Here is a 25,617-nt window from a genome sequence, read left to right as displayed (position 1 = left end):
AAGATATTTTAAGTAAAGTTTTAGAAATTTATTTCTATATTTGGAAAAAGTTTAGATATGCAATCACGCTTAGGCAAATGTTGGTTTAGGGTATTACTTCTTGCAGCTTATGTGCTGATCACAGGTTGTAGTAAGAACGATATGCCTTTCCCAAGGTGCATATCTGCCGATTATTTTGGTCCTGAACCTATTGCAGTAAGCGCTCATTTTACAAACGATCACGATGCGTTTATTCCAGAAGATGGAGAAGTTATTGATCCTGAAACTGGAGAAATTAATTATGGTTTCCACCATAACCAAGTGGTGAAGTGGAAAGATACTGGATTAGAAACCAATGGAGATAGCTTAATAGTGCGAGTTAATGGTGCATGGACATCTTGGAGTAATAATAACAAGAAGGAATCTAAAAAAGGCAGTTATACCTTACAAGGCTTGGAGCAGTTAAAATATGCAACTAAATTTGAAGGCAAGTCAGGTGATAATAGTCTACCTGACTTTCACTTAGTTTGTAATGATTATAAACCTAGCATACAAAAATTTTCAAGTAAGCCTGATGCAAGTTGCACTGTAAAGTGCAAGTGCATTAATGAAGATGATAGCGCAAATACAGTATCACGTGGTGCTCCATGTTGGTTTACCAATGGTCATGGTGCTTATCTTTTGTTTCAAACGGGGAAAGATGATCCTAACGAAAATCTAAAGTTAATGCGCGATCCTCAATATCCTACTGTACATCTAGGTTATAACTCCACAGCAGAGGGCGCCAATGGACTTTTTACTTTAGACAGAGATAGCACTACATTAAAGGACAGAAATTGTAATGAGTTGAAGTTAGAAAAGGGATGGAAAATATATGTAAAAATATTAGATAGATATTACTTAGATAATGTAGGTGGCTACTCTTTTGAGTTTTTGGGTGGAGTACAAAAACCAGGTACCTTTGGATTTTTCAATGAAGTTTATCATTATCTAAAAGACACTTTATTGATCTCACCTAATAAAGATTGTAAAGGTAGTGAGTGTGCGGCTGCGCAAACTATGTTTGAGAATATAGTTAAAAAAGGTTCAAGTTTTCACAATTTTGTTCTTTCCTTGCTTGTTCTATTTGTAATGATTTCATCGCTTCTTTATCTTTTTGGCATGATACGAGAAACTAAGCATGATATGCTCATCAGAATGATGAAAATCACTCTAGTAATAGTGCTTATATCTCCTGGAAGTTTTAGATTTTTCTATGATCATTTTCTCGTTCTATTCGTTAAAGGTCTTGAACAACTGATAAGTATAATTACTAATTTTGCTCCCAACATGAACACCGGAAGTATTGCTCAAGGAGATGAAGCTAAGTTGTTTAGCTTCATGGAGGACATGTTCAATAAGTTTTTTGCTTATTCTGTTTGGAAAAAGTTTGCAGCGTTTTTACATTACCAAATGTGGGCAAGCTTACTTATGATACCAGCAATTTTCATAGGGATAGTTTTATATTTCTTGCTGTGCTTATATGCTTACATAATATTTCTCTCTGGTTTTATGGGTATAGCTTTTCTTATAGCTATCATGCCATTGTTCCTGATCTCTATTTTATTTTCACCGCTGAAAAGTCTGTTTGAAGGTTGGATAAAATTCTGCATCAGCTTTTGTTTACAGTCGATTATGATATTTGCTCTCTTGTCATTACTGGCTTCCATTATAATGAATACCTTTTATAGGCAGTTAGGTTTTACTGTATGCTACAATAAATGGTTTGAGGTAAGGTTATGTGCTCCAAAATGGGTGTTTGGCGGTTTTTGTATCGTTGATAAGCAGTACTTTGGTTGGACCCCAGGGCAAATTTTCGTACCTTACACTCTTGGAGAAGCTTCTCCGCTGAACGTAGATAAGAACATAGAAGGTATAGAAAAGATAAGCAGAGAAGGTGGTACAATAAAATTTACTGGCGGCGCTGGGTATATCCCGCTTCCACCGGATTACATTGAAAAAGGTTTTCGTTATATAGATTATCCTTTCTTTAATCCAATTCCTGGTACTAAAAGGAATCCAGCAGACCACTATATTGCAGAAAGTGATATGGTAGTTAGTAATGGCTGTAGTGAAAAAGATCTAGTACGCTTAACAAATAGTTTATCTCATGCATCAGAGAGGGCTAACATTATATTACTGATCAACAATATAGACAAAAAGATAGGTGGTATGAATAGTAAAATAACAGAGCTTTACTGTCAACCTCAGCAAGATGAAGAAAAATGTAAAAATTATAGGAAAATAGTGGATGACTACAGAAAAGGTACCATAAGACCAGATCTTAAAAGAGAGATAAAGTCTTTGGTGGAAAAGGTGATTAAAAGTGATAAAAGCTGTAAATTGGAAAATTTCTCTGACTTAAATAAAGATTATCAAAATAATAGCGATTACCAAAGGGTGCAAGACATACAGAGGGGCTATTTAATCAATGCGGGGGAAATCTTTGTATTATTCTTGCTCTCATTCTTAATGTTCTCCTTACGTGAGTTTGTGCAACAAATGGGCTCAAGTATTGCCGGTGGTGGATACAGCGTTTACAGCATATCTAGCATGTATCATGCGTCACCTTTAGCTGGTGTAGCAGAAGGATTAAAGCAGAAGTGGCAAGATTTTGCTGGTGGAAAACTAGAGTCTTTAGGCAGTTGGGCTACTCATTTACCAGACAGATTAGCCGGAGGTACAGCTAATCTACTGGGTAGGATACCAAGAGTTGGAGGTGTACTGAAACATGCTATTGATGCGCCACGTAAACTTGTAAATGCTACTATTGAAGCAACAAAATTTGTGACATCGCCTGAAAATGACATTGATAAGCTTGAGGAAAAAATTTACAGGGCATTTGGAGTTGATAAAGAAGATATTACACATAGAAGGATTGGTAAATATTTAGATTATTATAAAGGATATGTAGGGTCACATTTGGGCTATACAATAGAAGATGCTATGAAGTTTACTTGGGAGCATGGCCTTGATTCTATAGGAGTTAGCCACCGTACAGGAGAAAAAGATGGTTACCAAGGTAATCTGCTCTGTAGAGCAAAATCGCATAGGCGAGATTTCTTAGAAAAACTTCATGATTACACTATCGGACGTAAGAGAGAACCAGAAAAAGACAAGCTTGATCAACCACTAAAGGAAAATAAGTCTGATCAATCAAATGAATTAGCACGAGAGTTAGGCACAGAAAAATACACTAATACTCCGGAAGCTATAGAAAAACGTGCTGAAAGAGCTAGAAGAAAAAAAGAAAGAGATCAAGAAGGCGAAAATTACGACACCTCATTACTTTTTGGAGAAGATACAGAACGTGAGAATAATGAAAGGGCTGATAACAGGGGTGATAATGACGAAGAATCATAACTTTAAAGGATTAAATTATTATGGTCTGCAGCAAGACGGTGATGGTAATATAAAGTTAAATGACTACGATGACATTTTAAATGCGCGTAGGGCAAGAGTAGATCTACTATTAGACAACACACTAGACAACAATATCGACCTCACTAAATTAAATAAAGCTTTGAGTGAGAAATTTGTAGATAATCATAGTTTATTGTCTGAATTTGATAAGGAAGACAAAGAGATTGCACAAGAAAGGCTTAAGGTGTTTAATATTTTAGACAATCTTGATAATCTTGCAAACATTAAAAGTGAAGATCTATTAGAGGTTAGTTTATTACTATCAGATCTTAGCTTCGTAGAGAGAAATGTTGTACTGAATACCGATCAGAATTCCGATTTAGTAGGATTTAAAAACCTATTTGTTGAAAAAAAAGCATCTGGCGAAGAGTATAGTGATGAAGAATGTAAAAGCTTTCTCGATAACATAGATAAAATTAATACTATAATTAAGCTGGAGTTAGAAAGCAGAATTGAAGGGATAAATCATGATGAAAGAAATGATTATGGTGGTTTACAAGATGAGATTGGTCAAGCAATTAATGCAGTAGGCAAATCAGAAAAAAATAACGGATGAGTTTTGTGTTTGTGTCTTTCTTACAAGCGACTCGATAGCTTCTCTCTATTAAACTGCTAAAGCCATATTGACATTAATCATATAGTATAAATAATTAGTTATTTTGGAGCTTATTTAGTATGCTACGCATCATTGCAGGCAAATATCGCGGAAGAAAAATAACTACAGGTAAGCATTTAGCTGCACGGCCAACTATGAGTGTTGTCCGAGAAGCAATATTTAGTATACTTTCCTCAAGAAAACCTATTTATAACTTGAATGTACTTGATTTATTCTGCGGAAGTGGCTCTTTTTCATTTGAAGCACTTTCTCGCGGCGCTAAACATGCATTCATGGTGGATTCAGATTATTACAATTTGCAACTGCCTAAAAAAACAGCAGAAGATTTTGGAATTACGAACAATGTCACGCTAATTTGTTGCAGTGCTAACAAATTGCCACAACCTATTTCAAAGTGCGATGTAGTTTTTATAGACCCACCTTACAATAGCAATCTAGTTGAATCAACGTTGAATGGACTAGCTCACTCAGGCTGGTTAAGTGATGATGCATTGATAATTCTAGAGATTAGGAAAAACGAAGGTTTTGAGTGCAATAAAAACTTCAGTATAATCTTGGAACGTACCTACGGTATAGCAAGAATAATTTTTCTTTCTCTATTAACTTAAACTTGCATATACTCTTCATTGATGGGTTTCAGTTCTATTTCCGTCAAGTTTCCTGAGAAATGGCTTTTTTTGTATTCTTCAGGCTTATAACCTCCATTAAAGTTATTACTTACCAGATAATTATCCGCCAACTCAATAAAATCACTTTTTATTTTAATATAACTTTCATATTTTTCGCCATCTTTCCATACCAAATGTTCTTCATGATCGATGTGAATATTTTTATTCTCACAAGCTCTTTCTGGATCATGTTCAAGCACTCTATTTCTTCTTAACCTTTCTTCAGTTGATTGATCACTCAGTTTACCAACAAGTTGTATTTCCTGTGGAATCACAGTATCGCCTTTCCTACCGACAATCAATACAGGACATTTTGTATTCTCTATAATCTCTCGTGAATTAAATTCCAATCCGCAACGACTAAACCAAAAATTCAAGAATTTTGCAGGAAGCCGTCTCATGAAAAAACTCCCTACCCCATGAGGAAAGTTATTAGTTGCATCCTTAAGCGAGCTATAAGAATTACTATGAATTAGCGTTAAATAAATCCCTTGCTTTTCAAACCTTTTTAAAACTTCTGCTGCAATTCCTCCTCCAAGAGAGTTAGTATCCAAAATTATATCGTTTGGATGCACACCTTTTACAAGTAACATGTTTACCATTGCCATTCCAGCTTGAACTAACTTTTCACCGTTTGTTAGAAATTCATATAGCGCTACAATTTTCTTTCTTTCCAAGAGGAACTCCACAATATCTTCTATATCTTTATTTTCTCCTAACTCTTGATCGTGAGCTTCTGCATCCACTTCCTTATCGTCACCTACAAGTTCTTTTTTGTAACGCTTTACCCACTCAGGGCTGACTTCATTTTCCAAAAAGCTTTTGATTCTATGTACAACGAACCTTTCCTTAACAAAGTCAAAAAGCATCCATAGGCAAAATACGATAAAACATATGGTAGCCAAAATTGATAGCACTACTGATGCAAAAGCTAACCCTGTAAGTACCTTTTTTGATTTTTGATTCTGGTATGCCAAGTATAACGATACAATAGAAGCAGTAGAAAATATAGCAGAACATAACCATAGTGATACTATTCTCCTATTGAATTTTCTTTCTTCATCATTCAATTCTTTTTTAAAGAATTCTGGATTAACAATTCTAGAAAAATAAGGATAGTCAAAATAATGCTTAACTAACTTACTTTCTTGCTCCTTAGGTGGATTTTTACTACGAGTATTAACCTTAATACACCCAAGTACTCCAAAAAAGTTTATTATATGTTTCGTATTTTCTTCTGGCTTGATATTACCATTGGTATGATAAATAACTTTCATTTTATCGTTAATGAATATTTAGTTATTTTAACATAAAGATCAAAAAAAAACAAGAGAATATAAATATGAATAACCAGTATGATGAAAAGCTTATAAGAAATTTCCTATGATTCCTTTTAAGCGAGTTTTGAATTTTTGAAATGTCATGACATTGTTGATACGGTTATCAAGAAACGATAAAGTATCCGCAAAATCTTCTGAATAATCATTGATAAAAAAAAGTATCGTACTTAAGTACACTCCAGCTAATATTGCTCTTTTTGTATAGTAGTTAAAATCTGTTGATTGGTCATGAATGCCATACCAAATCGCGCTAATAGTTCTGTATAAAAGTTTACTAGAAAAATATGTATTTTTTGGTGATACGGAGAATGATAAAACATTTTTTAAAAGTTCTCTATAATTCGGTAGCTTAGCGTAGTTTGAAAGGCGTATTTGAATAGCTAACTTTACCCGCTCTCGCACTTTCATATCTTCTAAATTGGAATTTCTTAGTTCAGCTTCCATTGAGCTATTTAAGTCCTCTGCTATGTGCTCCAAAGCGCTATATATTCCATTCTGAAATTTGCAAAAGCTATTAGCTAGATTAAGGTCTGTGCAAATTTTTAATAGGGTTTCATCGCTTATCCCTTCAAATGGAATAACCCTAATTAGCTTATCTATTATTAACTTTATTTCATCTTGTTCCACGCAACATTATACTAAACAGCATGTGTGATTGTACCTGAGATTTTCAAACATTCTACAAAATGCTTCACCACGTTCCTCGAAATTTTTCCATTGATCAAAAGAAGCACACGTGGGAGAAAGTAATATAGTTACTTCTTCTGCGCTATTTAAGGCCTCTTCAAAAGCCAATCTGAATGCATCTTCTAGATTGCAACATCTAACATAATCTACTTTATTCTCCATAGTGTTTGCAAAGGCTTCGGTTGATTCCCCAATAAGAAAAGCTTTTCTAATCCTCGTGAAATGCTTGCTTAATGATTCTATTCCACCTTTTTTGCTTCTTCCACCAACGATCCAATTTATGTTTTCATAAGATAAGATCGCCTTTTCGCTCGACTTTGCATTAGTTGCTTTGCTATCGTTCACGAAAAACACATTTCTTATTTTGCCAAGCAGTTCATTCCTATGCCTCAGTCCTGAAAAGGACTTGATTCCATTGATAATAGTGTTGCTATCTACTCCAAGTAGCTTACATACGGCATATGCGGCTGCTATGTTTTCTGCATTGGATATTAGGTTTATTTTCACGTCGCTTACTGATAAGCTATGATTCTCTAGTTTTAACGAGATCTTCTGGATCCGAGTAGCCAAGCACTGGGATGACAAAAGAAGTGGCTGGAATGACAAAGAGGATGACATCGAAGCTGAGATTGGAATTTTGTTTCCAGTGAATTTGTTGAATATGTCAGCAGTAATCTCATTGTCACATCCTATTACGGCAACCTCACTACCGTTTATCAGTTTTAATTTAGTTGCTATGTAGTTCTCCATACTTCCATGCCTATCTATGTGATCTGGTGTAATATTGAGCAGTGCTGAAATGTCCACGTTAATTTCATTCATCAACTCCAATTGAAAAGAGGAAAATTCAATTACATAAATTTCTGCATCTCTTTCTAGATCCAAAACAGGAACGCCTAAATTTCCACCAATAGCTACTTTTTTCCCTGCAGATTTTAATATGTGCCCTATTAGTGATGTAGTGGTTGATTTACCATTTGTTCCTGTGATGCCTATTACCTTCTGGTTCGTAGTTTTAGCTTCAAGAAATAGCTCAATGTCTGATTTTATTTTGCAATCAAATCTCCTTGCAAGTTTTACTATCCAATGTGGCTCTGTTGGCACTCCAGGGCTTAAAACCAATGCACTGATCTCATGCCAATTGTATTCCTTGGGATGAATAAAATTACATTTTTTATACATCATTTTTGCATTTGCTATTTGCTCTTCATGATCATCCCATGCATATATTCTTGCACCACTCTTTATCAGAGCGTTAATGGCGGATAAACCAGTTTTACCAAGACCAAAAACCGCGACGTTTTGATTTTTGTATTTGTTTAGTTGCACTGCTAGATAACTTATGCGAACCATTTTATAAAGATATCGTACAAACTACAACAGACTTCTTGCATAGGTCACAACTGTCATTCAGTAGAAACGAAAAAACCTACTTGACAAACTCCGCCAGCCCCCTTATTGTAGTATTAAGGGTATTTATGACTCAAAACTTGTTTTTGATCCGCGCGGGCTCAACAACAAAATTCAGTAAAAAACTCAGGTATTTATTGGCGGATTACATAAAATTATAGCGGCTGCATGTCTTTTAAATTTTTTCTACATTCAGCCAAATCGCGCTTAAACTAAGCGTCAGCACATTATTATAGCGCCACTTACAGTAATATAGAGTCAAAACTCGCTACTCGGGGCTTCTTTTGCCTTTTTTTCGTTTGGTAAATTTCTTAAATATTTATAGCTAAACGACAACCGTCATCCCGCTACGTGTTAGCGGGATCTGGAGATACCGCGAATGAATCGCGGTATGACGGTTCGCGGTGGCATGACGATAAGCTCGTCATCCCGCTGCTTGTTAGCTGATGAGATACCGCGAATGAATCGCGGTATGACGTAGATTGCTGATAAATCGTCATCCCGCTGCTTGTTAGCGGGATCTAGAGATACCGCGGCGGTATGACGTTCTGCGGCGGTATGACGGTTCGTGGTGACATGACGATAACCTCGTCATCCCGCTGCTTGTTAGCGGGATCTATGTGAGATACCGTGAATAAATCACGGTATGACGGTTAAGTAATTCGTCATCCCGCTACTTGTTAGCGGGATCTAGAGATACCGCGGCGGTATGACGGTCTGCGGCGGTATGACGGTTCGCGGCGGCATGACGATAACCTCGTCATCCTGCTGCGTGTTAGCGGATGAGATACCGTGAATAAATCACGGTATGACGGTTCGTGGCGGTATGACGTAGAAGCTATACTTTTATACTCACCAACTCAGTATCCAATCTGGATCCAAGTAGTCAGCTACTTGAATGACAAGAAAGGGGTACTTGGATGACAAAAAATAGGCACTGGAATTGCAAAGAGTTTGCAAATATTAGTTATTACCTGTAGAATACAGAGAAATTAGTAAGGATTTTAATAGGAATAATATGCCATCTGTTACTTTTGTTTTACCTGATGGGAGTAAGAAAAGCTATGAAGCTGCAGAGGGAGAAACTCTGCTTAATTTAGCCCACAGAAGTGATCCAGATCTGCTTGAAGGTGCATGTGAAGGCTCTCTTGCTTGTTCTACATGCCACGTGATTGTTGATCCAGAATTTTATGATGCTGTAGAAACGCATAATCCCATATCTGATGAGGAAAACGATATGTTAGATCTAGCCTTCGGCTTAACAGAGACATCAAGACTTGGGTGCCAAATAAAAATCACAAAAGATATCGACGGTTTGTGTGTAACCATACCAAGGGGTACAAGAAATATATCATTGGATAAACAGGGGAATAATTAGCTATGCGTAAGATTTTTATCTATATTATCATCTCTTTACTTTTGTTTATTCCTGTAGCGTATAGTGGTTTTTGGTATTTTTCTGCATGTAAGGTAAAAAATCTTTTAGCTGAAGCAATACTATACATTAACGACGAAAAGTTTGATATTTCACATGATTTCAGTGGACTTCCTTCTAACCTAATTTTCCGTGTGACAAACCCAAAATTTTCCAATAAGCAATTAACCATCTCATCTGATGCTTTATTGATAAAAAATAGATTGTTTGATAAATCAGTATATATCTACATACCAAGCAATGAAGTCAACATTGTTGTTCATGGTGATGAGAAAAAGAATATAAAATGCCACACAAACGATAGCAGCCACTTTGTTGTTAGACTAAATGATTTACCATCTTCATTGCGATTCAACAGAAATAGTACCGTGATAGACTATATAGATACACTTCGTTACGCAGATTATGGATTAAAATGTGATGTTTCAGAAAATCAGCAAAGTGTTATAACTGAAGTGAATGATAAAAGCAATTACATTCAATTTCACCTCGATAAAGAACCAAGTGGAAATACTAAACTAGGATTTGATTTTTATACTTATCGGTATAAAAATACTGCAAGTCCTGAAAGTTACCTTAGTATCGACACTAAATTTGATTACGAATTTGTAAACCACATCTCAGCTTCCAGAGTTAATTTCAACATAGAGAAATTTTTAATTCAAAGTAATAATTTTTCTCTTGCTGCAGATGGTGGAATGCAAAATTATAATTTGGTTACGTCTTCATTTAAAGACAAAATCAACGTGGCTATATCAAATTATAAAGAATTAATCTCGTTTATGATTGGTGACTCAAAAACTTCAGATGCGTTTGAAAAATTAATGTCTTCCTTATCAGAAAAAACAACTGATGACAGCGTTCAATTTTCAATAAAGTACGATGATGATGTAGGGTCAAGCTTTATTGGAAAGTTATCCACCACTGATTTTATGAACCAACTCAGTAAAATAACCCAATTAACCAAGGATGAGAGCAGTAGTTAGTTTACTTTTCATATTGATATTTCACTCAGGCGTAAACGCTTTTACTCTGGATAATAAACTCAGAGATAAAAGCATGGAAAAACGAGCAACCAGTTTATTTGAAATAATAAGGTGTCCAATATGTTCTGGCGAATCATTGTCTGAATCTGGATCTCAGATTGCGTATGATATGCGAGAAGCAATTCGTAAAAAAATCAATGATGGATACACAGATGAAGAGATAATCTCAGAGTTAAAAAATTCTTACGGCAATTCAATTATAACTACCCCACCTAGCACTTACATTTTGTGGTTTATTCCACTCACAACTCTGCTTATTGGGTGTTTTTTAATACGAAAGTATATCAGTATGTCCAGTATATTTAAACCTTTTATGTAATGTAACCGTTCACACTTAATTCTTCAATCTCACTAATAGAAAGGCCAGTACACTTGACAATAGTGTTGACATCAACATTATTAGCCAGCATTGCTTTTGCGACTTCAATTTTTCCTTTCTCTATACCTTTTTGTATACCTTTCTCTTCAGCAAGATCAAGTCTGTATTCAAGAATGGCTTCTTCTTTCCGTAGATCCATTATTCTTTCTTCGTAAGCTACTAAATCTTTTTCGTTCCAACGAAACTTGTCTAATTCATCATATGCTAGCTTTATTATTGGCGCTTTTTCTGCTATCTCTTTTAAGTCCTCTTCTGTTGTTTCTTCTGCGTATTGTTGTCTAAGTGAAGAAGGTCGCCCTTCCTCACTCGACTGCAAAACCGTACGTGAGACTTTGCGCCTCATACGGCTTCTCTCTAATTTGGTGCTTTTCATGCACACCTCCTGTGTAATTCATCGTGACAATGTCCATGTAACAAAGATAAGTTTGTGATCATATTGTTTCGTCTATTCCGGTCTTTGTGATGTATTTCTATTGTATCATCACTTTTAAACCATAGTCTACAATTATCGCATTTACTTTGTTGCAACCTCAATAATTTTATTACTCCTAGTGGCTTATCTGGTATTTTTCTCAGACGTTTACCCCAATATACCCAATCACCATCATATGGGGATCTGGTTTTTTGCACTTTGATATGTCGTTTAATAACATGATCGCTGTGTATAGTAAGACGTACCTTGTTACTTGTCATAAAGCGCCAGTTTTCGTTATTATACTTCTTAAAGTACTTTCTTTTTATCCAGCATCTCCCTTTGTTTGGGTGCCTAAAAACTGCCCACTTCCAGAGTTTTCTATGCATAATATTATCCAATGAGCTAAAGATTTTACATGAAACTACCGAGGAGTAATATTGACTCCATCCTCTGTTTATTGGATTGAGATCCTTTATCACCCGTTCTTGTGGTGCTCCACGCATTTCTCTGAGTTTATGTTTAATAGCTAGTGTATGCTGTTTTATAGAATTACGACTTGGTTTGATTAATAACTTGTAACCTTTCTTACTTTCTTTTATTGGATATTGTCTTATTGAAAATCCAAGAAAATCAAATCCTGGTTTTGTTTCGTCAATGGTTCTTAATGTATGAGAAACTCTTGTTTTAGAGGGCTTTAATTTTAGTCCAATGGTTTCTAACCATTCTTCAACTAAAATTTTTGCTTTAAGAATAATCTCTTCGTTTTCATGTATGATGACAAAATCATCACAGTAGAAAATTACACTAATAGACTTTTGCGCGTTTCTATGCGATATCCTACCATATTTTCTTTTCATGCATTGAAAGAGTTCGTTTGTTAATGCTTTTTTGACATGTTGCTCTAATCCGTGTAATGCAACACAAGCTAGCAACGGTGAGATGACGGTTCGCGGTGGCATGACGATAACTTCGTCATCCCGCTGCTTGTTAGCGGGATCTATGCTAAGAGATACCGCGGCGGTATGACGGTCTGCGGCGATATGACGGTTCGCGGTGGCATGACGATAACTTCGTCATCCCGCTACTTGTTAGCGGGATCTGCTGAGATACCGCGAATGAATTGCGGTATGACGTAGAGCTCGCGTCAGCTACTTTGATGACACCATTTACTGTCTTTAAAAATGAATGTTCTTACAATTGTGCGTCATGCGCTTTATTAAATATTTTACTTAAAAATCTAACTTCTTATTATACAAGAGATAAGCAATTCACTAATGATGAAAAATTACGAAAAGGGGCATAGAAAGCGCCTAAGAGAGAAAATTATTTTAGATAATGGACAATCATTACTTGATTATGAAGTTTTAGAGCACATTTTATATTCAGCATACAGTAGAATTGATGTAAAGCCGATAGCAAAGAGTTTGATAGAAAATTTTGGCAGTTTGAATAAAGTTTTTAATGCTGACCTGGAAGCACTGCAAAATGTTGATGGTGTCAGCAATGCAGCAATATCTGCCATCTTTTGTGTGAAACAAGCCTTTGTTCGTTCTGCAAGAGAAGAAATAAAAGACCTGCCTATAATCGATAACTGGGAAAAATTGCTTGATTATTTAAGAATAAGCATAGGAAGCCTCAATAAGGAAAATTTTCGCGTCATCTATATGAATAAAAAGTATCGTCTAATAGCGGAAGACCTGCAAAACGTTGGTACAGTAGATCAAACTCCTCTTTATGTCAGAGAGATCATCAAGCGCGCACTTTTGATTGGTTCAACATCCATTGTAATATCTCACAATCATCCAAGCGGAGATACACAACCTTCAAATAGCGATATATCTCTCACTAGGCAACTAGCAGAAGCTTGCCAAAGTATAGGAATAGAATTAATAGACCACATTATTATTACATTCAGTAGCTATTTTAGTTTCAAGGAAAATAGGTTGTTGTGAAAGCTTTTATAGCTACAGTAACTTAGATTTACCGACAATCGTCATTCCGCTACGTGTTAGCGGCGCGGCGGGATGACGGTAAGTTTTATTGTGGCACGATGGTGTAGTATAATGTTGGTAAACCTCAGTTACTTTAGCTATAAACGATTAAGATGAAGTTATCATATATCTATATACTTACAAATAAAGCTAATAGCACATTATATATTGGTGTAACTGCAAATTTGATCAAGAGGATTTGGGAACACAAAAACAAAATTGTTTCAGGTTTTACATCAAGATATAATGTAAATAAACTTGTATATTTTGAAGAGTTTGAAGATATAAGTTTAGCTATTGCAAGAGAAAGGCGCCTGAAAGAATGGCCAAGGCAGTGGAAAATTAATTTGATCAATCAAAAGAATCCTAGCTGGGTTGACTTATATTACTTAGCTTTAAGATAGCTATGCTGAGATCCCGCTAACACGTAGCGGGATGACGGGAAAGGAGTAGCGGGATGACGGTTCGCGGCGGCATGACGAGAAAGGAGTGGCGGTATGACGGTTCGCGGCGGCATGACAGTTAATTAATTCGTCATCCCGCTACTTGTTAGCGGGATCTAGAGATACCGCGAATGAATCGCGGTATGACGGTTCGTGGTGGCATGACAGTTAAGTAATTCGTCATCCCGCTACTTGTTAGCGGGATCTATCCGCAGCGGTATGACGTAGGACTGCTGTCATCCCGCTGCTTGTTAGCTGATGAGATACCGCGAATGAATCGCGGTATGACGGTTCGTGGTGGCATGACGAGAAAGGAGTGGCGGTATGACGGTTCGCGGCGGCATGACAGTTAATTAATTCGTCATCCCGCTACTTGTTAGCGGGATCTATCCGCAGCGGTATGACGTAGGACTGCTGTCATCCCGCTGCTTGTTAGCTGATGAGATACCGCGAATGAATCGCGGTATGACGGTTAAGTAAGGGATCTATGCTAAGAGATACCGCGGGGTATGACGTAGTAGCTATTTCTTGTAATCAAGTTTCGTTAAAGGTCAGATTGAATGGTTAAATCTTCCACCCAAATAACCACACACTCTACTTGCTTGTTTGGATATATTTCTTGTACTAAGGTTTTATAGGTCAGCATTTGCTTTTTTATTTCATTTAATAAGGAAACAGAAACGTTACGGTGTGATTTGTAGTCAATTATGATCGCTTTATCTTGCGTTATGCATAGCCTATCTAGTCGTACTAATACTGGTTCGCCATCGATTATTCCACTCAGTGTAATCTCTGATTTGCCTTCTAAGTCAAACAAATAGCCATATTTTTCATTAAAGGCCAATATTTTACTGTAAATTTCATCCTTATCTTCACTGGTGTTTATATTGTCAAGATATTTTCTGACCCAGTTTTTTCTCCTTTCTTTTTCTATCTTGGGCATATATTGTAATATGCTGTGAATGATCAGGCCTCTTGTATAACCATCTGTCATCCAAGTAGCTGATGCTGATTTTCCTTCTTTTTTACTGGATCCCAGTGTCAAGCACTGGGATGACAGGGGAGGACGCTGGGATGACAAGGAAGGATGTTGGAATGACGAAAGAGGGCGCTGGAATGACATTGATAGGTTTGGCGGAAGGGAAATGACTGGAACGTCAAAATAATCACGTTTTTTATAAATGTAAGGGTAGTTTGCGTTCACACATAGCACTTCAACTTTTTCTTTAAATATTGGCTGTAAGTATGCTTGTTTCTTTTCATATGGTTCTCCATACTGAGTGATTAGATCATACCAAGAGCCCTTTTGCACTGGCTCTTTACTTAAGATGTATAACTCATCTTCAGCACGTGTGAGTGCTACGTATAATAAACGCAAATATTCGTTATAATCCTCTAGTTTTTTCTCTCTTTTTACTTGATCACAATAAGCGTTATTGTTTTTTCCACACCAAAATGGCACTTCCGTTCCATCAAAGATAATGCTTTCACTGTTTCTTGGCACTGTGTTTGTATCAACCAAAAATACTATGGGAGCTTGCAGACCTTTTGATTTGTGAATTGTCATTATTCGCACAGCATTGCGTTCTGATTGCATATCATTCTTAATCTCCGGATTATTCTCCTTGATCCATTGAACAAATGCTTGAAGAGATGGGTTTTCAAATTGCAACACAAGGTTCATAAATTCGTCTAGAACCTCGAAGCACTCAAGACCTAGCCTTGCAGCAAATTTCTTCTTACCTGTACGCAATATATGTGTAAATAGTGCAAGAGGAGACTCTATGCGAGATAAGTTAATGAGATAGTTTAATTCACTATAGATAACCACAGAATAATCCTGAATTCTTTCCCATAGTGAATGCTCTTTACGGTCATATGCAATGTTAAATAAATCATCCTCGGTAAAATTGAATAACGGTGATTTTAAAGCATTTGCAAGAGCTAGATCATTTGCCTGGAGGAGTAAAAATTCGGCCAAAGCTATTAAGTCCTGCACGGCTATATAGTCCATAATTCTAAAATAATCTCGGCCTACAACTGGCACGTTTGCTTTTTTAAGTTCGCTTATTATGTAATCAACTAACACGTTTCGTTGCCGTACCAGAATCACAATGTCCCTTGGCTCTATATGGCGATCTTTAGCGACTAAAATCCGCCCTTCGTTTAACCAATTGTGAATTCTGTTGGCTATTGTTTGAGCAAGTAATCGATCTGTTATTATATAATTTTCCCTGCATGTCAGAGGAATTTGTAAAGCTCGCTGTTCTTTCTCTTTACACTTTGGTAACGCTGGCCAAATTTCAATATATCCTTGGTCATTCTCTCTATGTGGAACATGTTTTATTTCATTATCAACAAAAGATATTTCTGCGCGGAAGTTATTAAATATTCTATCTACAAGCATTAAAACTTCTGGAGTTGAACGAAATGACTTTTCAAGTTGGCATGATATCCAATCTCTGCCACCAGTTTTCGTATGAAAGTATTGTTGCATGTAGTTGAATAGATGGGGATTTGCTCCTTGAAATCTGTATATGGATTGTTTTACGTCACCAACTACAAATAAGGTTCGCTTTTCATCATTACCGGCAAAAAATTCATCGCAGAGATTTGTTATAATTTTCCACTGGCTGATGCTATTGTCTTGTGCCTCGTCAACAAGGATGTGATCTATTTTTTGATCCAAGTTAAACAATATCCAATCTTTGTAGTTTGGATTGCTGAGAAGATTTGTTGCTAAGCCAATTATATCATTGTAGTCAAGCAGTGCGTTTTTTGATTTTTCGCTACTGTATAGATCAACATATACTTTAAATATACCAAGTAAGCTACTGGTTCTCTTGAATATTTGATAAGAGTTCATGTCTTTTATATGAGTAAACACTACATTCTGAACGCTCTCTATTATTTGCTCTGCATCTCTAAATTTTTCCAAAGTACTTTTTGTTGCAATGGATGATATGCTCTTTTTTTCGTGCGATTCTGATTTGAGAAATACCTTGGCTAAATCTTCTATTCTGGTGTCTTTCCGCTCCATTCCGGTGTCATCCCAGTGCTTGACACTGGGATCCATATTTCTTTTTTTCTGGATTCCAGCGTCACGCGCTGGAATGACAGAGAGTGGTGGAATGATAGGAGATTTTACAAGGAATCTATTACACCAATCATAGAGCATTGCACTATAACTCTGATCTCTTTTACTGCCTTCACTTAATATCTCGGCTAATCTTTTTATGTGCTCAGTCGTTTCACTCTGTAAGTCATGAATTTCATCTGGAGCACTGAGTTTATCTTTGATATATTCTGAATCATTTTCTGATATCGATCTTTTTATACATAAAGTATAAAGCAAATCGCGTAGCTTATTTTCATCAAATTCAGCCGCAATAAGATTGATATTATCCTGCACAGTTTCATTATGAAGCACTTTATTGAATATGATGGAATGTAATTCTTTACATTCACTCAGCGTACAATTTGGGGCGATGCCAGCTTCTATGGGAAAGTTGGAAATTAGTTTGTAACAGAAAGCGTGTATGGTTTGTATAGTTAGACCAAGATTTTCCAATTCAGAGAAAAGCCTTCTTGCTCTTGTTAAATAATCTTTATTTTTTCTGGATCCCAGTGTCACGCACTGGGATGACAAGTAGGGGTGCTGGGATGACAAATAGGGGTGCTGGGATGACAAATAGGGGTGCTGGGATGACGTCGAAGGGTGAGCTACTGGATTTTCACTTAAATCGTGATTATGTGGTGCTATCACCTCAGCATCATTCTCCGTTATTTCTGCGTCATCCCCTGTCATCCAAGTAGCTGACACTGGGATCCAGGTTTCTTTTTTTCTGATTTGCAATAGGTCTAGTTGTTCCAGATCCATTATTAATTCACTTTCTGAGCATATTGCCCACTTACTGAGTATGCTGTGAATGCGATTCTCCATCTCGTTTGCTGCAGCATTGGTGAACGTTAAGCAGAGAATATTTCTTTTGTTTTCTAATAAAAGTCTCAATACTCTGTCTATTAAGATTTTTGTTTTGCCTGTACCAGCGGACGCATTTACCCATACAGAGAAATTGGGATTTATGGCATTTGATCTCATCAGAAGTGCGAAAACCTTATAGAAGTTGACTAAAATAGCATTATATATATAATGTAAAAATAATCTTAGTGAAGATATATAATGAAAAGTTTTTGTGTAAAGGCGCCTGCAAAAATCAATCTTTTTTTGCATGTTGTAAATAAGAAGGAAACAGGATATCACTTGATTGAAGGTTTATTTGTCTTTGCTAATCTTTCTAATTTTTTGGAAATAAAAGTAGGTGAGAAGTATTCTAGATACGATAACTCTACAGTTGAATTTGTAAATTCCGAACTTAGAATTAATAACAGGTACAACACCGTAATGAGAGCAGTTAATCTATTGCTTAGATATGCTCCTGCGCGAACTAAAGTCATTGTAAAGGTTGTGAAAAATATACCAATTGCTGCGGGTTTGGGCAGTGGCTCCTCAGATGCTGGAGCTGTGGTACGCATACTAGGGAAGCTGTGGAAGATTGATAGGACGATTTTAAATGAAATAGCTTTAAGCGTTGGTGCTGATGTTCCTGCGAGTATAGATAGCAAGCCAGTTTTTGTTAGAGGTATTGGTGAAGAGTTGTGTCCCATAAAAAAATTCTCTCTACCCACAAATATAGTACTGGTGAAGCCGAAAAAAAAGTTTTTGAGCACACTAGAGGTATTTTCCAAACATGAAGGAGAATTTTCTGAGCCAATTAAATGGAGCGATGACGCTGAAAAGGATTTGTTGAAGCTTCTTAAAGAGACGAGAAACGATCTTCAAGAGATAGCAGTAAGTCTTGTACCTGAAATTCAGGATGTGATATCAACACTTGAGTCACAAGAAGGCTCTATACTTTCTCGCATGTCAGGCAGTGGTGTATCATGCTTTGGAATATTCGATAGTGAGGAAAATGCAAAAGCTGCTGCAGTTAATATCAGAGAAAAGCAACCAGAATGGTGGGTATGTGACACTCAATTAATAGTTTGACTTTATGCCCTTAATTTCCGAGAATAAAAATCTTATAAATGGTTACAGGGAAGGAAAATTTTTGGTGAATAATAGAGAATATTGCGGCTCAATTATAGTTTTTCCTGAAAAGGTGATTAAATTGAAAGAAAGTGATATAAATAGCAAGGAACATTTTAAATCTTTTTTAACAGAGGAAATAGAAATTTTGATAATAGGTACTGGTAAAACACGCAATATACCAAGTTCTTCAGTGAAGTCCTATCTTATGGAACAAAAAGGTTTAAATTTTGAATTTATGACAACCGGTGCAGCATGCAGAACCCATAACGTTTTAATATCCGAAGATAGATTTGTTGTCAGTTATCTAATAGCCATATAGCATGCTTGAAATGTTTACCCAGGACTTTTTCATCAATAGTCTAGTTGCAGTAGTCGTAATTAGCCTAGTAACAGGCGCTTTAGGATCGTTTATGATATGGCAAAGGTTATCTTATCTTGGTGATAGTTTGTCCCATTCTTCGTTGCTTGGTGTTGCACTTGCTTTAATCTTTAAGATTAGCCCATCGCTTAGCATAATGCTCATTGCAATTACATTTGCTATACTACTTTCTCTTAATTTTAACAGATTATATTCTGCTGATACGATATTGAACATTGTTACCAATGTAGTTTTATCATCGAGTTTAATACTTATGTCTTTTCTTCCATCGGGCAATAATAGTATTATTAGCTCACTGTTTGGTGATATATTAACGCTCGATCAAAGTGATATAATATTGATTTTTTTAATCTCTGTAATAGTTACTTTGATATTAATATTTAGATGGCGTTATTGGTTAATGATTTCAATTAATCAAGATTTAGCAGTAGTTGAGAAGATTAATGTTAATTTTGTTAGACTAGAATTTTTAATCACTCTTGCTATATTTATAGCAATTGCTGCCCAATTAATAGGAATATTACTCATTGCTGCATTTTTGCTAATACCAGCAGCATCTGCAAGGCTCATTTCGAAAACTCCAATGCAGATGATTATTGTTGCAACAGTTTTTTCTGTGATTTCTGGGATATCAGGTCTGATGTTATCTGCAAGTTTTGATTTGTTAACTGGACCTGCAATTATACTTGTTGCAGCCGTATATTTAATTATCGCTTATTTTATAAGGTTAGTATTAAGCAGGTTGGCTTGATTTTAGTCTCGAATGTTAATAATTTTGTAATATACTCATTATAAAACATCACTATCTTAGCACAAAATAGTCTTTGCTATATTATTGTTTATGTGCTAATGATAAGCTGTTAATCTTATGGAGTAAGCAATATGAGCGAAGAAGGATTTTTTTCCAAATATATATCTCAACCTATGAAAAAATTTTATAATTATATTACAGGAAAAACAGAAGAGTCGGATAATGTGCAGAGTATGGCAGATGATGTGCACAATATTGCGCAAGAAAACTCAGAGTCTTTGGATACTCATGTACAATCAAATGAGAATGATATCATATAGATGGCATGAGGGTCATACCATCCAAAGTTAAAAAATTCCTAGAGAAACCTGATGCTTTAAGTGGTGTGTTAATTCATGGAAGTGATAACAGTAGGGTTGGTTTTTATGTACAAGAAATAATTGCCAATTTGGATGAGTATTCAGTTCAGGTGATGGATTTTGCAATAGTGAATAAGTCACCCGGTTTACTGTTTTCTGAATTGGCAAACGTTTCGATGTTTACCAGCAAAAAATTAATTAAGCTGATAAATGTGAGTGGAGGTATATCCAAAGAGTTAAAAAACGTATTGGATTATAACGCAAGTGGTCACTATGTAATGATGGTAGCAAGTGATCTTCCATATAATTCTGCGACTAAAAGTTATATGGAGAGTTCAAAAATTTTTGGTGTGATTGCTTGCTATAAGGACAGCAACAGCAATCTTTATGACATTATATCAAGTTACTTAAAACAAAATGATATAAAATGCACAAATGAGATAATCTACCATTTGCAATCTTACTTTAATCATAGCAAGCTGCCTATATGTTCAGAACTTGAGAAGTTAGTTTTGTACTTAGGGGAGAGAAAAGACCTAAAACTTACTGATATAGAATTATGCTTTTCAACTTCCGGCAACGACTATGCTACACTTGATGATCTATGCTCTGCCATAGCAAGTAAAGATATGTCGCGCTTCATTAGAATTTCTGATGCATTGATATCGCAAGAAAATTTTTCACCGATAGCGCTAATTCGCATTATATCAAATTATTTCCTACGCCTTGAAAACGTTTTGCTGTCAGTGCAAGGTGGAATGAGTGAGCAGGCTGCGATTGATCAGCTAAGCCCTCCATTGTTTTTTAAACAATTGCAGAGCTTTAAATCTCATTTGAAAAGTTTGCAACTTTCAGAACTTAAAAAGATTTTGGAAGAATTGATAAGCTTAGAAGTTACCTGTAAAAAAACTGATTTAGATCATAAAATGATTTTTCAGCAGGTGATTTGTCATATTACAAATACAATTACTTGCTATAGCTAACAAAGATAAGGTGTAACCAGACTGCATTCTGTGATTTTTAGCAAAACACGATCTTTCATTTGAGCTTTCTTCAATTTAAAATAAATACAGAAAATTGCTGCCTATAGCTAAACTGACTTAGATTTACCGACAATTTGAAAAACCGTCATTCCGCTACTAGTTAGCGCCGCGGCGCTATGACGGTTCGCGGCGGCATCCTCGTCATCCCGCTACTTGTTAGCGGGATCTATGCTAAGAGATACCGCGGCAGCATAGCTATAGCTATCTTCAAAAATATGGTTGAATAATTGTTAATAATAGTGTATAATTATTAATATTTTCAAGCATTTTTGCCATGGCTCTTTCAAAATTTCTCGATCCTCGCAATGATTTGTGTTTCAAAAAAATCTTTGGAACGGAAAAAAATAAGAATATCCTGATCCACTTTTTGAACGATATTTTAGGGTTTACTGAGATAAATGCAATACAAGAAGTTGAGTTTCTTAGCACTATTATGGATCCCGAAGGGCTTTGTTGCATCGCTAGCTATGATGGATTAAAGATAAAAAAGATGGAGAATATCAGTAGCTTATTATTCTGGTATTTATAACAAGAGCGGTCAGTGAATACCTAAATTTGAGTAAAAGAAATTTCACTACCACTCACTAATCCGGCTAAAATTCAAGAATTTCAATGCTTTAGCTATTTTCAATAGAATTAAGTTTATTAATATAAATAATAAATTACTATTCTTAAATTTGATCAGATTGATTGCAAAAAAACAAGATTTTCAATAGGTTGCTTATAATCCTAGCTATAGTTAGCCTTTCATAAGTAGCGATGCAACAAAGCCATCCCGAAGTTGCCTCTGATAAACAAAGTATTGTTGATGTTCTCTGCAAGGATTCTCATGGAAATAGATATATAGCAGAAATGCAGCTCGCTAGAGACAAGGGCTTCGAAAAACGCGCTCAATTATATGCCGCTAAAGCCTACTCAAGACAATTAGATAAATCTGGCAACTACATTGATTTAAAGAAAGTCTTCTTTATTGCTATATCAAATTGTAACTTACTTCCTGAAGAAGTTGATTATATTTCTACTCATAATATACGTGATATAAAAACTAACGGCCATTACTTAAAAGATTTTCAATTTATCTTTATAGAATTGCCCAAATTTTCAAAAAGTAAAGTAGAGCAGTTAGAAAGTATAGTAGAAAGGTGGTGTTTCTTTTTTAGTGCGACCTGGAAGGTCATGGTTTTGTGGTGGTTAAATTCCATCTTCCCAGACATCAGGGATAATGTATATCTCACATTTCAAAGAGTGGCAACCTCTGGGATGCAAGCATGAGATAAAAGCAGGTAACACTAAATCTCGTGGTGAATCCCTGCAAACAGAGTTAGATATGATTACGAGAGAAACCTATGTTTGAATTGTCGTCAAAGCATAATATGCGAAAAGAGATTGAACTACGCATAGACCAAAATGGTACGAAGCAAAAAGGGAACTAAAGATTGAAGACTTTAGTTATTGATGTTCCAAGCTTCCGGCAAATAGTAGGAATCTAAGTTTAACGTGAAACGAAGCCATGGAACAGAGTAACCACATAGAAGCTCTTATATTCATTAAAATATAAGTAAGTAGCCAGCCACAAGCTACTATGTGGAAGGATTGTTTAAGAAGCTAATGCCCAAAGTAATATCTGGGATATGCAGACGTAAACACTTTAATTTGGAAGGTAAAGTGGTGAATAGTAGTGAATATGTTATGGACCAGCAAAAAGTTAGGTATGAATGGAATGGAATTCCTTGGCGCAAGCTAAAGAAATCTTCATTTAAGCTACAAAAACGAATTTACCAAGCTTCTAAATGTAATGATATCAAAAAGATGCATAATCTTCAGAGATTATTACTCAAATCAACAAGTGCAAAAACACTCGCTGTTAAGAAAGTAACACAGGACAATAGGGGGAAGAAGACTGCAGGTATTGATGGAAAAGCTAACCTTAATCAAAAAGAAAGATTACAACTATCATATTTTTTAGATATAAAAGAAAAAGCAAAGCCATCAAGACGTGTCTGGATTCCAAAATCTGGTAAGCCATCGGAGCATCGCCCACTTGGTATACCCACTATATCGTGTCGAGCAAAACAAACACTTGTAAAAATGGCTTTAGAACCAGAATGGGAGGCAAAACTTGAGCCAAACACTTATGGTTTTAGACCTGGTAGATCATGTCATGATGCAATTGAAGCCATATTTGATGTGCTAAAACAGAAAACAGCATATGTATTAGATGCTGATATTTCTGGATGCTTTGACAATATTAACCATAATAAATTGCTTGAAAAGCTCAATACCACACCAACATTAAAGAAAATCATAAAAGGATGGTTAGGAGCTGGTGTTATGGAAGATGGAAAGCTTCAATCCACAAAACGTGGTACAATTCAAGGAGGGACGATTACCCCGCCAACAATGTTGCAAATTTTTCTTTTCTTCTCGATTATTTCCAGGAGAGTTTGGTAGCTCTTTTACACGAAATACCACATTTACGTCCTCAAGGTTAATTTCAATTCTCTTGACTAACGTTCTAATAATATCACGTTTAGTTAGCCAGTCTGCGTTATCAAGGTTTGATGTAATATTGGAAGAAAAGTCTTCTAAATTGGTTACAACCAAAGTTAATTCCTGTTTTAATTTCTTTTGATCGAATATCCTTTTCTTCTCCTCTTCAATTGTTTTTAAACTTTGTTTCATTGCTTTAATTCGTGGTTCAAATTCTTCTTGATTAATATATTCTTGAGCATAACTATCAATAAGTCTAGCAATACCACGTTTTAATTTATTTTCTTGTTTCTCTAGTAAATCGCTTTTTTGATCCCATGATGATTTTTTAAGCTCTGAAAGTCTACGCCTGTATTCTTCTAAAACCCTATTTGGATTTTTCAATAAATGCTTAACCTCTTCCCAAACGGCTGTTTCTAATGCATCTGTACGAATGTGTTTATTATCACAAATTTTATTACCACCAAAACGGTAAGAATCTCTACCAATACAACGATAATAAGCATAATGATCAATTTTTTCTCCTCGCTTATTTCTTACAGGACTTCCGTAATATGCATAACGACAACGCTTACATACGATTAAACCTTGTAGTAAATATTTTGCTCCTCTTTCTCTTGTCCTTGCTATTTTTCTATTCTCAGCTAATTGTTCTTGAACTATATCAAATACATCTTCGTCCACTATATTTGGCACTTTAACATAAATCCAATTTGCTTTTTCAACAGAATAGGTAGAGTAATTATCTTTCGGTTGTTCACAAGAATGTTTCTGTGGTCTGATATGTTGTAACTTTATACCTACTTTTGTTTTACCAAAAGCCGCTTGTCCTTTGTAAGCAGGATTTTTTAACATACCCCAAATCACACTTCTATCCCAGTACTTTTTTCCTGTTCGTGTTATAATAGACATAGTGTTTAGCCGACGACACACTTCCCCAATACTTGTCCTTTCTCTTCCTATCCACAAAAATACTTTCCTAACAACATTAGCTTCTTCTTCGTTTATTTCAAATAAAGCTTGTCCTCCTCCCATATATTTATCTATATAACGATAACCATAAGGAGCTCCTCCCATTACGCTTACACAACCTTTATTAGCTGCATAAATCTTTCCGCGACGACTTCGTTCCATAATTTTCGCTCGTTCATATTCTGCTATCATACCTTGCATTTGTAACAGCAATTGAGATTCTGGATTATCGTTAATCTCATAATTTAAGAAAACCGTTTCTGCTCCTGCTTTCTCAAATTCTTCAAGTAATACCATTTGATATGCATATTTTCTAGATAAGCGATCAGGTGAATGAATGTAAATTCTATCAATTTTACCTTCTGTTACTTTATCACGTAACTTTTCTAGATCAGGACGGACTAGATTAGATCCACTGTAGCCATTATCAATAAATTTATACTCACTTAATAATTTGTATCCATCCGTACTAATTTGCTTCTCTAAAGCTGCAACTTGACTTGCTATTGTATTTTCTTGTGCTTGTTTCCCCGAAGAAACTCTTGCATATAAACTCACTGTTACCATTTGATCCTCCTTGAATCCCATTTTTATGTTTTAAATTTTTTTGGCTTACTTGCTTTGACACGGCTTTTTCATAAGCATCTAACAAATACTTTT

The 25,617-nt window shown here is 35.7% G+C and carries 22 protein-coding genes and 3 pseudogenes; 18 read left to right on the top strand and 7 right to left on the bottom strand.

Annotation, left to right across the window (positions count from 1 at the left end):
- The first annotated feature begins 57 nt into the window (after positions 1–57).
- The 3 genes from OOK92_RS07190 to rsmD all read left to right on the top strand — a co-directional run bounded on the left by OOK92_RS07190 (position 58) and on the right by rsmD (position 4,665).
- A complete protein-coding gene (locus OOK92_RS07190) occupies positions 58–3,381 on the top strand; it encodes a TrbL/VirB6 family protein (RefSeq protein WP_264735680.1) in 3,324 nt (1,107 codons plus the stop codon).
- A complete protein-coding gene (locus OOK92_RS07185) occupies positions 3,365–3,997 on the top strand; it encodes a WD_0853 family protein (protein WP_264735679.1) in 633 nt (210 codons plus the stop codon). The genes OOK92_RS07190 and OOK92_RS07185 overlap by 17 nt, the downstream gene beginning before the upstream one ends.
- Positions 3,998–4,116: 119 nt before the next feature.
- Entirely contained in the window at positions 4,117–4,665 is a 549-nt protein-coding gene (gene rsmD / locus OOK92_RS07180) for a 16S rRNA (guanine(966)-N(2))-methyltransferase RsmD (RefSeq protein WP_253309159.1), read from the top strand.
- Here rsmD and OOK92_RS07175 read toward each other — a convergent pair.
- The 3 genes from OOK92_RS07175 to murD all read right to left on the bottom strand — a co-directional run bounded on the left by OOK92_RS07175 (position 4,662) and on the right by murD (position 8,105).
- Positions 4,662–6,002, bottom strand: a complete 1,341-nt coding sequence (locus OOK92_RS07175; protein ID WP_264735678.1) for a hypothetical protein — start codon at positions 6,000–6,002, stop codon at positions 4,662–4,664. The genes rsmD and OOK92_RS07175 overlap by 4 nt on opposite strands.
- Positions 6,003–6,092: 90 nt before the next feature.
- The gene (locus OOK92_RS07170) at positions 6,093–6,692 is read right to left on the bottom strand and encodes a COQ9 family protein (RefSeq protein WP_264329272.1); all 600 of its coding nucleotides are present in this window, start codon (positions 6,690–6,692) and stop codon (positions 6,093–6,095) included.
- Positions 6,693–6,698: 6 nt separating this feature from the next.
- Positions 6,699–8,105, bottom strand: a complete 1,407-nt coding sequence (gene murD / locus OOK92_RS07165) for a UDP-N-acetylmuramoyl-L-alanine--D-glutamate ligase (RefSeq protein ID WP_264735677.1) — start codon at positions 8,103–8,105, stop codon at positions 6,699–6,701.
- Between the two features lie 849 nt (positions 8,106–8,954).
- Here murD and OOK92_RS07160 point away from each other — a divergent pair.
- The 4 genes from OOK92_RS07160 to OOK92_RS07145 all read left to right on the top strand — a co-directional run bounded on the left by OOK92_RS07160 (position 8,955) and on the right by OOK92_RS07145 (position 10,962).
- Positions 8,955–9,086: a hypothetical protein gene (locus OOK92_RS07160; RefSeq protein ID WP_264731526.1), complete on the top strand. Its 132-nt coding sequence runs from the start codon at positions 8,955–8,957 to the stop codon at positions 9,084–9,086.
- A gap of 94 nt (positions 9,087–9,180) precedes the next feature.
- A complete protein-coding gene (locus OOK92_RS07155; RefSeq protein WP_064125547.1) occupies positions 9,181–9,540 on the top strand; it encodes a ferredoxin family 2Fe-2S iron-sulfur cluster binding protein in 360 nt (119 codons plus the stop codon).
- 2 nt (positions 9,541–9,542) lie between these two features.
- Positions 9,543–10,583, top strand: a complete 1,041-nt coding sequence (locus tag OOK92_RS07150) for a hypothetical protein (RefSeq protein WP_264735676.1) — start codon at positions 9,543–9,545, stop codon at positions 10,581–10,583.
- Positions 10,567–10,962 carry a cytochrome c-type biogenesis protein CcmH gene (locus OOK92_RS07145; RefSeq protein WP_264735675.1) on the top strand — a complete coding sequence of 132 codons (396 nt, stop codon included), beginning with the start codon at positions 10,567–10,569 and terminating at the stop codon, positions 10,960–10,962. Before OOK92_RS07150 ends, OOK92_RS07145 begins: the two co-directional genes overlap by 17 nt.
- Here OOK92_RS07145 and OOK92_RS07140 read toward each other — a convergent pair.
- Together OOK92_RS07140 and OOK92_RS07135 are read right to left on the bottom strand one after the other, a co-directional pair.
- A pseudogene (locus tag OOK92_RS07140) lies at positions 10,955–11,296 on the bottom strand (Rpn family recombination-promoting nuclease/putative transposase); the annotation flags it as partial. The gene OOK92_RS07145 and the pseudogene OOK92_RS07140 overlap by 8 nt on opposite strands.
- Before the next feature lie 95 nt (positions 11,297–11,391).
- Positions 11,392–12,369 (bottom strand): group II intron maturase-specific domain-containing protein, encoded by a 978-nt coding sequence (locus OOK92_RS07135; RefSeq protein WP_264735523.1) that lies wholly within the window; start codon positions 12,367–12,369, stop codon positions 11,392–11,394.
- On the opposite strand from OOK92_RS07135, the gene OOK92_RS07130 reads away from it, so the two are divergent.
- The 3 genes from OOK92_RS07130 to OOK92_RS07120 all read left to right on the top strand — a co-directional run bounded on the left by OOK92_RS07130 (position 12,326) and on the right by OOK92_RS07120 (position 13,832).
- Positions 12,326–12,463 carry a hypothetical protein gene (locus OOK92_RS07130; protein WP_264736426.1) on the top strand — a complete coding sequence of 46 codons (138 nt, stop codon included), beginning with the start codon at positions 12,326–12,328 and terminating at the stop codon, positions 12,461–12,463. The two genes, OOK92_RS07135 and OOK92_RS07130, sit on opposite strands and share 44 nt — an antisense overlap.
- A gap of 251 nt (positions 12,464–12,714) precedes the next feature.
- Positions 12,715–13,389, top strand: a complete 675-nt coding sequence (gene radC / locus OOK92_RS07125) for a RadC family protein (protein WP_253309929.1) — start codon at positions 12,715–12,717, stop codon at positions 13,387–13,389.
- A gap of 152 nt (positions 13,390–13,541) precedes the next feature.
- Positions 13,542–13,832 (top strand): GIY-YIG nuclease family protein, encoded by a 291-nt coding sequence (locus OOK92_RS07120; protein WP_007549156.1) that lies wholly within the window; start codon positions 13,542–13,544, stop codon positions 13,830–13,832.
- Between the two features lie 583 nt (positions 13,833–14,415).
- Here OOK92_RS07120 and OOK92_RS07115 read toward each other — a convergent pair.
- Complete coding sequence (locus tag OOK92_RS07115) at positions 14,416–17,973, bottom strand: UvrD-helicase domain-containing protein (protein WP_264735673.1); 3,558 nt, start codon at positions 17,971–17,973, stop codon at positions 14,416–14,418.
- A gap of 81 nt (positions 17,974–18,054) precedes the next feature.
- Between OOK92_RS07115 and OOK92_RS07110 the strand changes: the two genes are divergently transcribed.
- From OOK92_RS07110 to OOK92_RS07075, 8 genes and pseudogenes are all read left to right on the top strand, one after another.
- On the top strand, positions 18,055–18,921 hold the full coding sequence (locus OOK92_RS07110; protein WP_264735672.1) for a 4-(cytidine 5'-diphospho)-2-C-methyl-D-erythritol kinase: 867 nt from the start codon (positions 18,055–18,057) through the stop codon (positions 18,919–18,921).
- A gap of 4 nt (positions 18,922–18,925) precedes the next feature.
- On the top strand, positions 18,926–19,282 hold the full coding sequence (locus tag OOK92_RS07105; protein ID WP_253307338.1) for an Mth938-like domain-containing protein: 357 nt from the start codon (positions 18,926–18,928) through the stop codon (positions 19,280–19,282).
- Position 19,283: 1 nt separating this feature from the next.
- Positions 19,284–20,093 (top strand): metal ABC transporter permease, encoded by an 810-nt coding sequence (locus OOK92_RS07100; protein ID WP_253307337.1) that lies wholly within the window; start codon positions 19,284–19,286, stop codon positions 20,091–20,093.
- Between the two features lie 131 nt (positions 20,094–20,224).
- Positions 20,225–20,413 (top strand): hypothetical protein, encoded by a 189-nt coding sequence (locus OOK92_RS07095; protein ID WP_264735671.1) that lies wholly within the window; start codon positions 20,225–20,227, stop codon positions 20,411–20,413.
- 5 nt (positions 20,414–20,418) lie between these two features.
- A complete protein-coding gene (holA, locus tag OOK92_RS07090) occupies positions 20,419–21,435 on the top strand; it encodes a DNA polymerase III subunit delta (RefSeq protein WP_264735670.1) in 1,017 nt (338 codons plus the stop codon).
- A 334-nt stretch (positions 21,436–21,769) separates the two neighbouring features.
- Complete coding sequence (locus OOK92_RS07085; protein ID WP_406722537.1) at positions 21,770–22,024, top strand: PD-(D/E)XK nuclease family transposase; 255 nt, start codon at positions 21,770–21,772, stop codon at positions 22,022–22,024.
- Positions 22,025–22,269: 245 nt separating this feature from the next.
- Positions 22,270–22,653, top strand: a pseudogene (locus OOK92_RS07080) (Rpn family recombination-promoting nuclease/putative transposase); the annotation flags it as partial.
- Positions 22,654–23,103: 450 nt separating this feature from the next.
- Positions 23,104–23,850, top strand: a pseudogene (locus tag OOK92_RS07075) (reverse transcriptase N-terminal domain-containing protein); the annotation flags it as partial.
- On the opposite strand, the gene OOK92_RS07070 reads toward OOK92_RS07075, so the two are convergent.
- Complete coding sequence (locus OOK92_RS07070) at positions 23,812–25,545, bottom strand: recombinase family protein (protein WP_264735669.1); 1,734 nt, start codon at positions 25,543–25,545, stop codon at positions 23,812–23,814. The pseudogene OOK92_RS07075 and the gene OOK92_RS07070 overlap by 39 nt on opposite strands.
- Between the last annotated feature and the right edge of the window lie 72 nt (positions 25,546–25,617).

It is taken from the genome of Wolbachia endosymbiont (group A) of Rhinocyllus conicus, assembly GCF_947250775.1.
In the GTDB taxonomy this organism is placed as follows: Bacteria; Pseudomonadota; Alphaproteobacteria; order Rickettsiales; family Anaplasmataceae; genus Wolbachia.
Note: the sequence above shows the minus strand (reverse complement) of the source record. Positions and strands in the feature narration are given on the sequence as shown.

Bases quoted from the DNA above. Each gene is read 5' to 3' on its own strand.
- OOK92_RS07190 (WP_264735680.1), top strand. From the start codon at position 58: ATGCAATCACGCTTAGGCAAATGTTGGTTTAGGGTATTACTTCTTGCA.
- OOK92_RS07185 (WP_264735679.1), top strand. From the start codon at position 3,365: ATGACGAAGAATCATAACTTTAAAGGATTAAATTATTATGGTCTGCAG.
- rsmD (WP_253309159.1), top strand. From the start codon at position 4,117: ATGCTACGCATCATTGCAGGCAAATATCGCGGAAGAAAAATAACTACA.
- OOK92_RS07175 (WP_264735678.1), bottom strand. From the start codon at position 6,002: ATGAAAGTTATTTATCATACCAATGGTAATATCAAGCCAGAAGAAAAT.
- murD (WP_264735677.1), bottom strand. From the start codon at position 8,105: ATGGTTCGCATAAGTTATCTAGCAGTGCAACTAAACAAATACAAAAAT.
- OOK92_RS07155 (WP_064125547.1), top strand. From the start codon at position 9,181: ATGCCATCTGTTACTTTTGTTTTACCTGATGGGAGTAAGAAAAGCTAT.
- OOK92_RS07150 (WP_264735676.1), top strand. From the start codon at position 9,543: ATGCGTAAGATTTTTATCTATATTATCATCTCTTTACTTTTGTTTATT.
- OOK92_RS07145 (WP_264735675.1), top strand. From the start codon at position 10,567: ATGAGAGCAGTAGTTAGTTTACTTTTCATATTGATATTTCACTCAGGC.
- radC (WP_253309929.1), top strand. From the start codon at position 12,715: ATGAAAAATTACGAAAAGGGGCATAGAAAGCGCCTAAGAGAGAAAATT.
- OOK92_RS07120 (WP_007549156.1), top strand. From the start codon at position 13,542: ATGAAGTTATCATATATCTATATACTTACAAATAAAGCTAATAGCACA.
- OOK92_RS07115 (WP_264735673.1), bottom strand. From the start codon at position 17,973: ATGAGATCAAATGCCATAAATCCCAATTTCTCTGTATGGGTAAATGCG.
- OOK92_RS07110 (WP_264735672.1), top strand. From the start codon at position 18,055: ATGAAAAGTTTTTGTGTAAAGGCGCCTGCAAAAATCAATCTTTTTTTG.
- OOK92_RS07105 (WP_253307338.1), top strand. From the start codon at position 18,926: ATGCCCTTAATTTCCGAGAATAAAAATCTTATAAATGGTTACAGGGAA.
- OOK92_RS07100 (WP_253307337.1), top strand. From the start codon at position 19,284: ATGCTTGAAATGTTTACCCAGGACTTTTTCATCAATAGTCTAGTTGCA.
- OOK92_RS07095 (WP_264735671.1), top strand. From the start codon at position 20,225: ATGAGCGAAGAAGGATTTTTTTCCAAATATATATCTCAACCTATGAAA.
- holA (WP_264735670.1), top strand. From the start codon at position 20,419: ATGAGGGTCATACCATCCAAAGTTAAAAAATTCCTAGAGAAACCTGAT.
- OOK92_RS07085 (WP_406722537.1), top strand. From the start codon at position 21,770: ATGGCTCTTTCAAAATTTCTCGATCCTCGCAATGATTTGTGTTTCAAA.
- OOK92_RS07070 (WP_264735669.1), bottom strand. From the start codon at position 25,545: ATGGGATTCAAGGAGGATCAAATGGTAACAGTGAGTTTATATGCAAGA.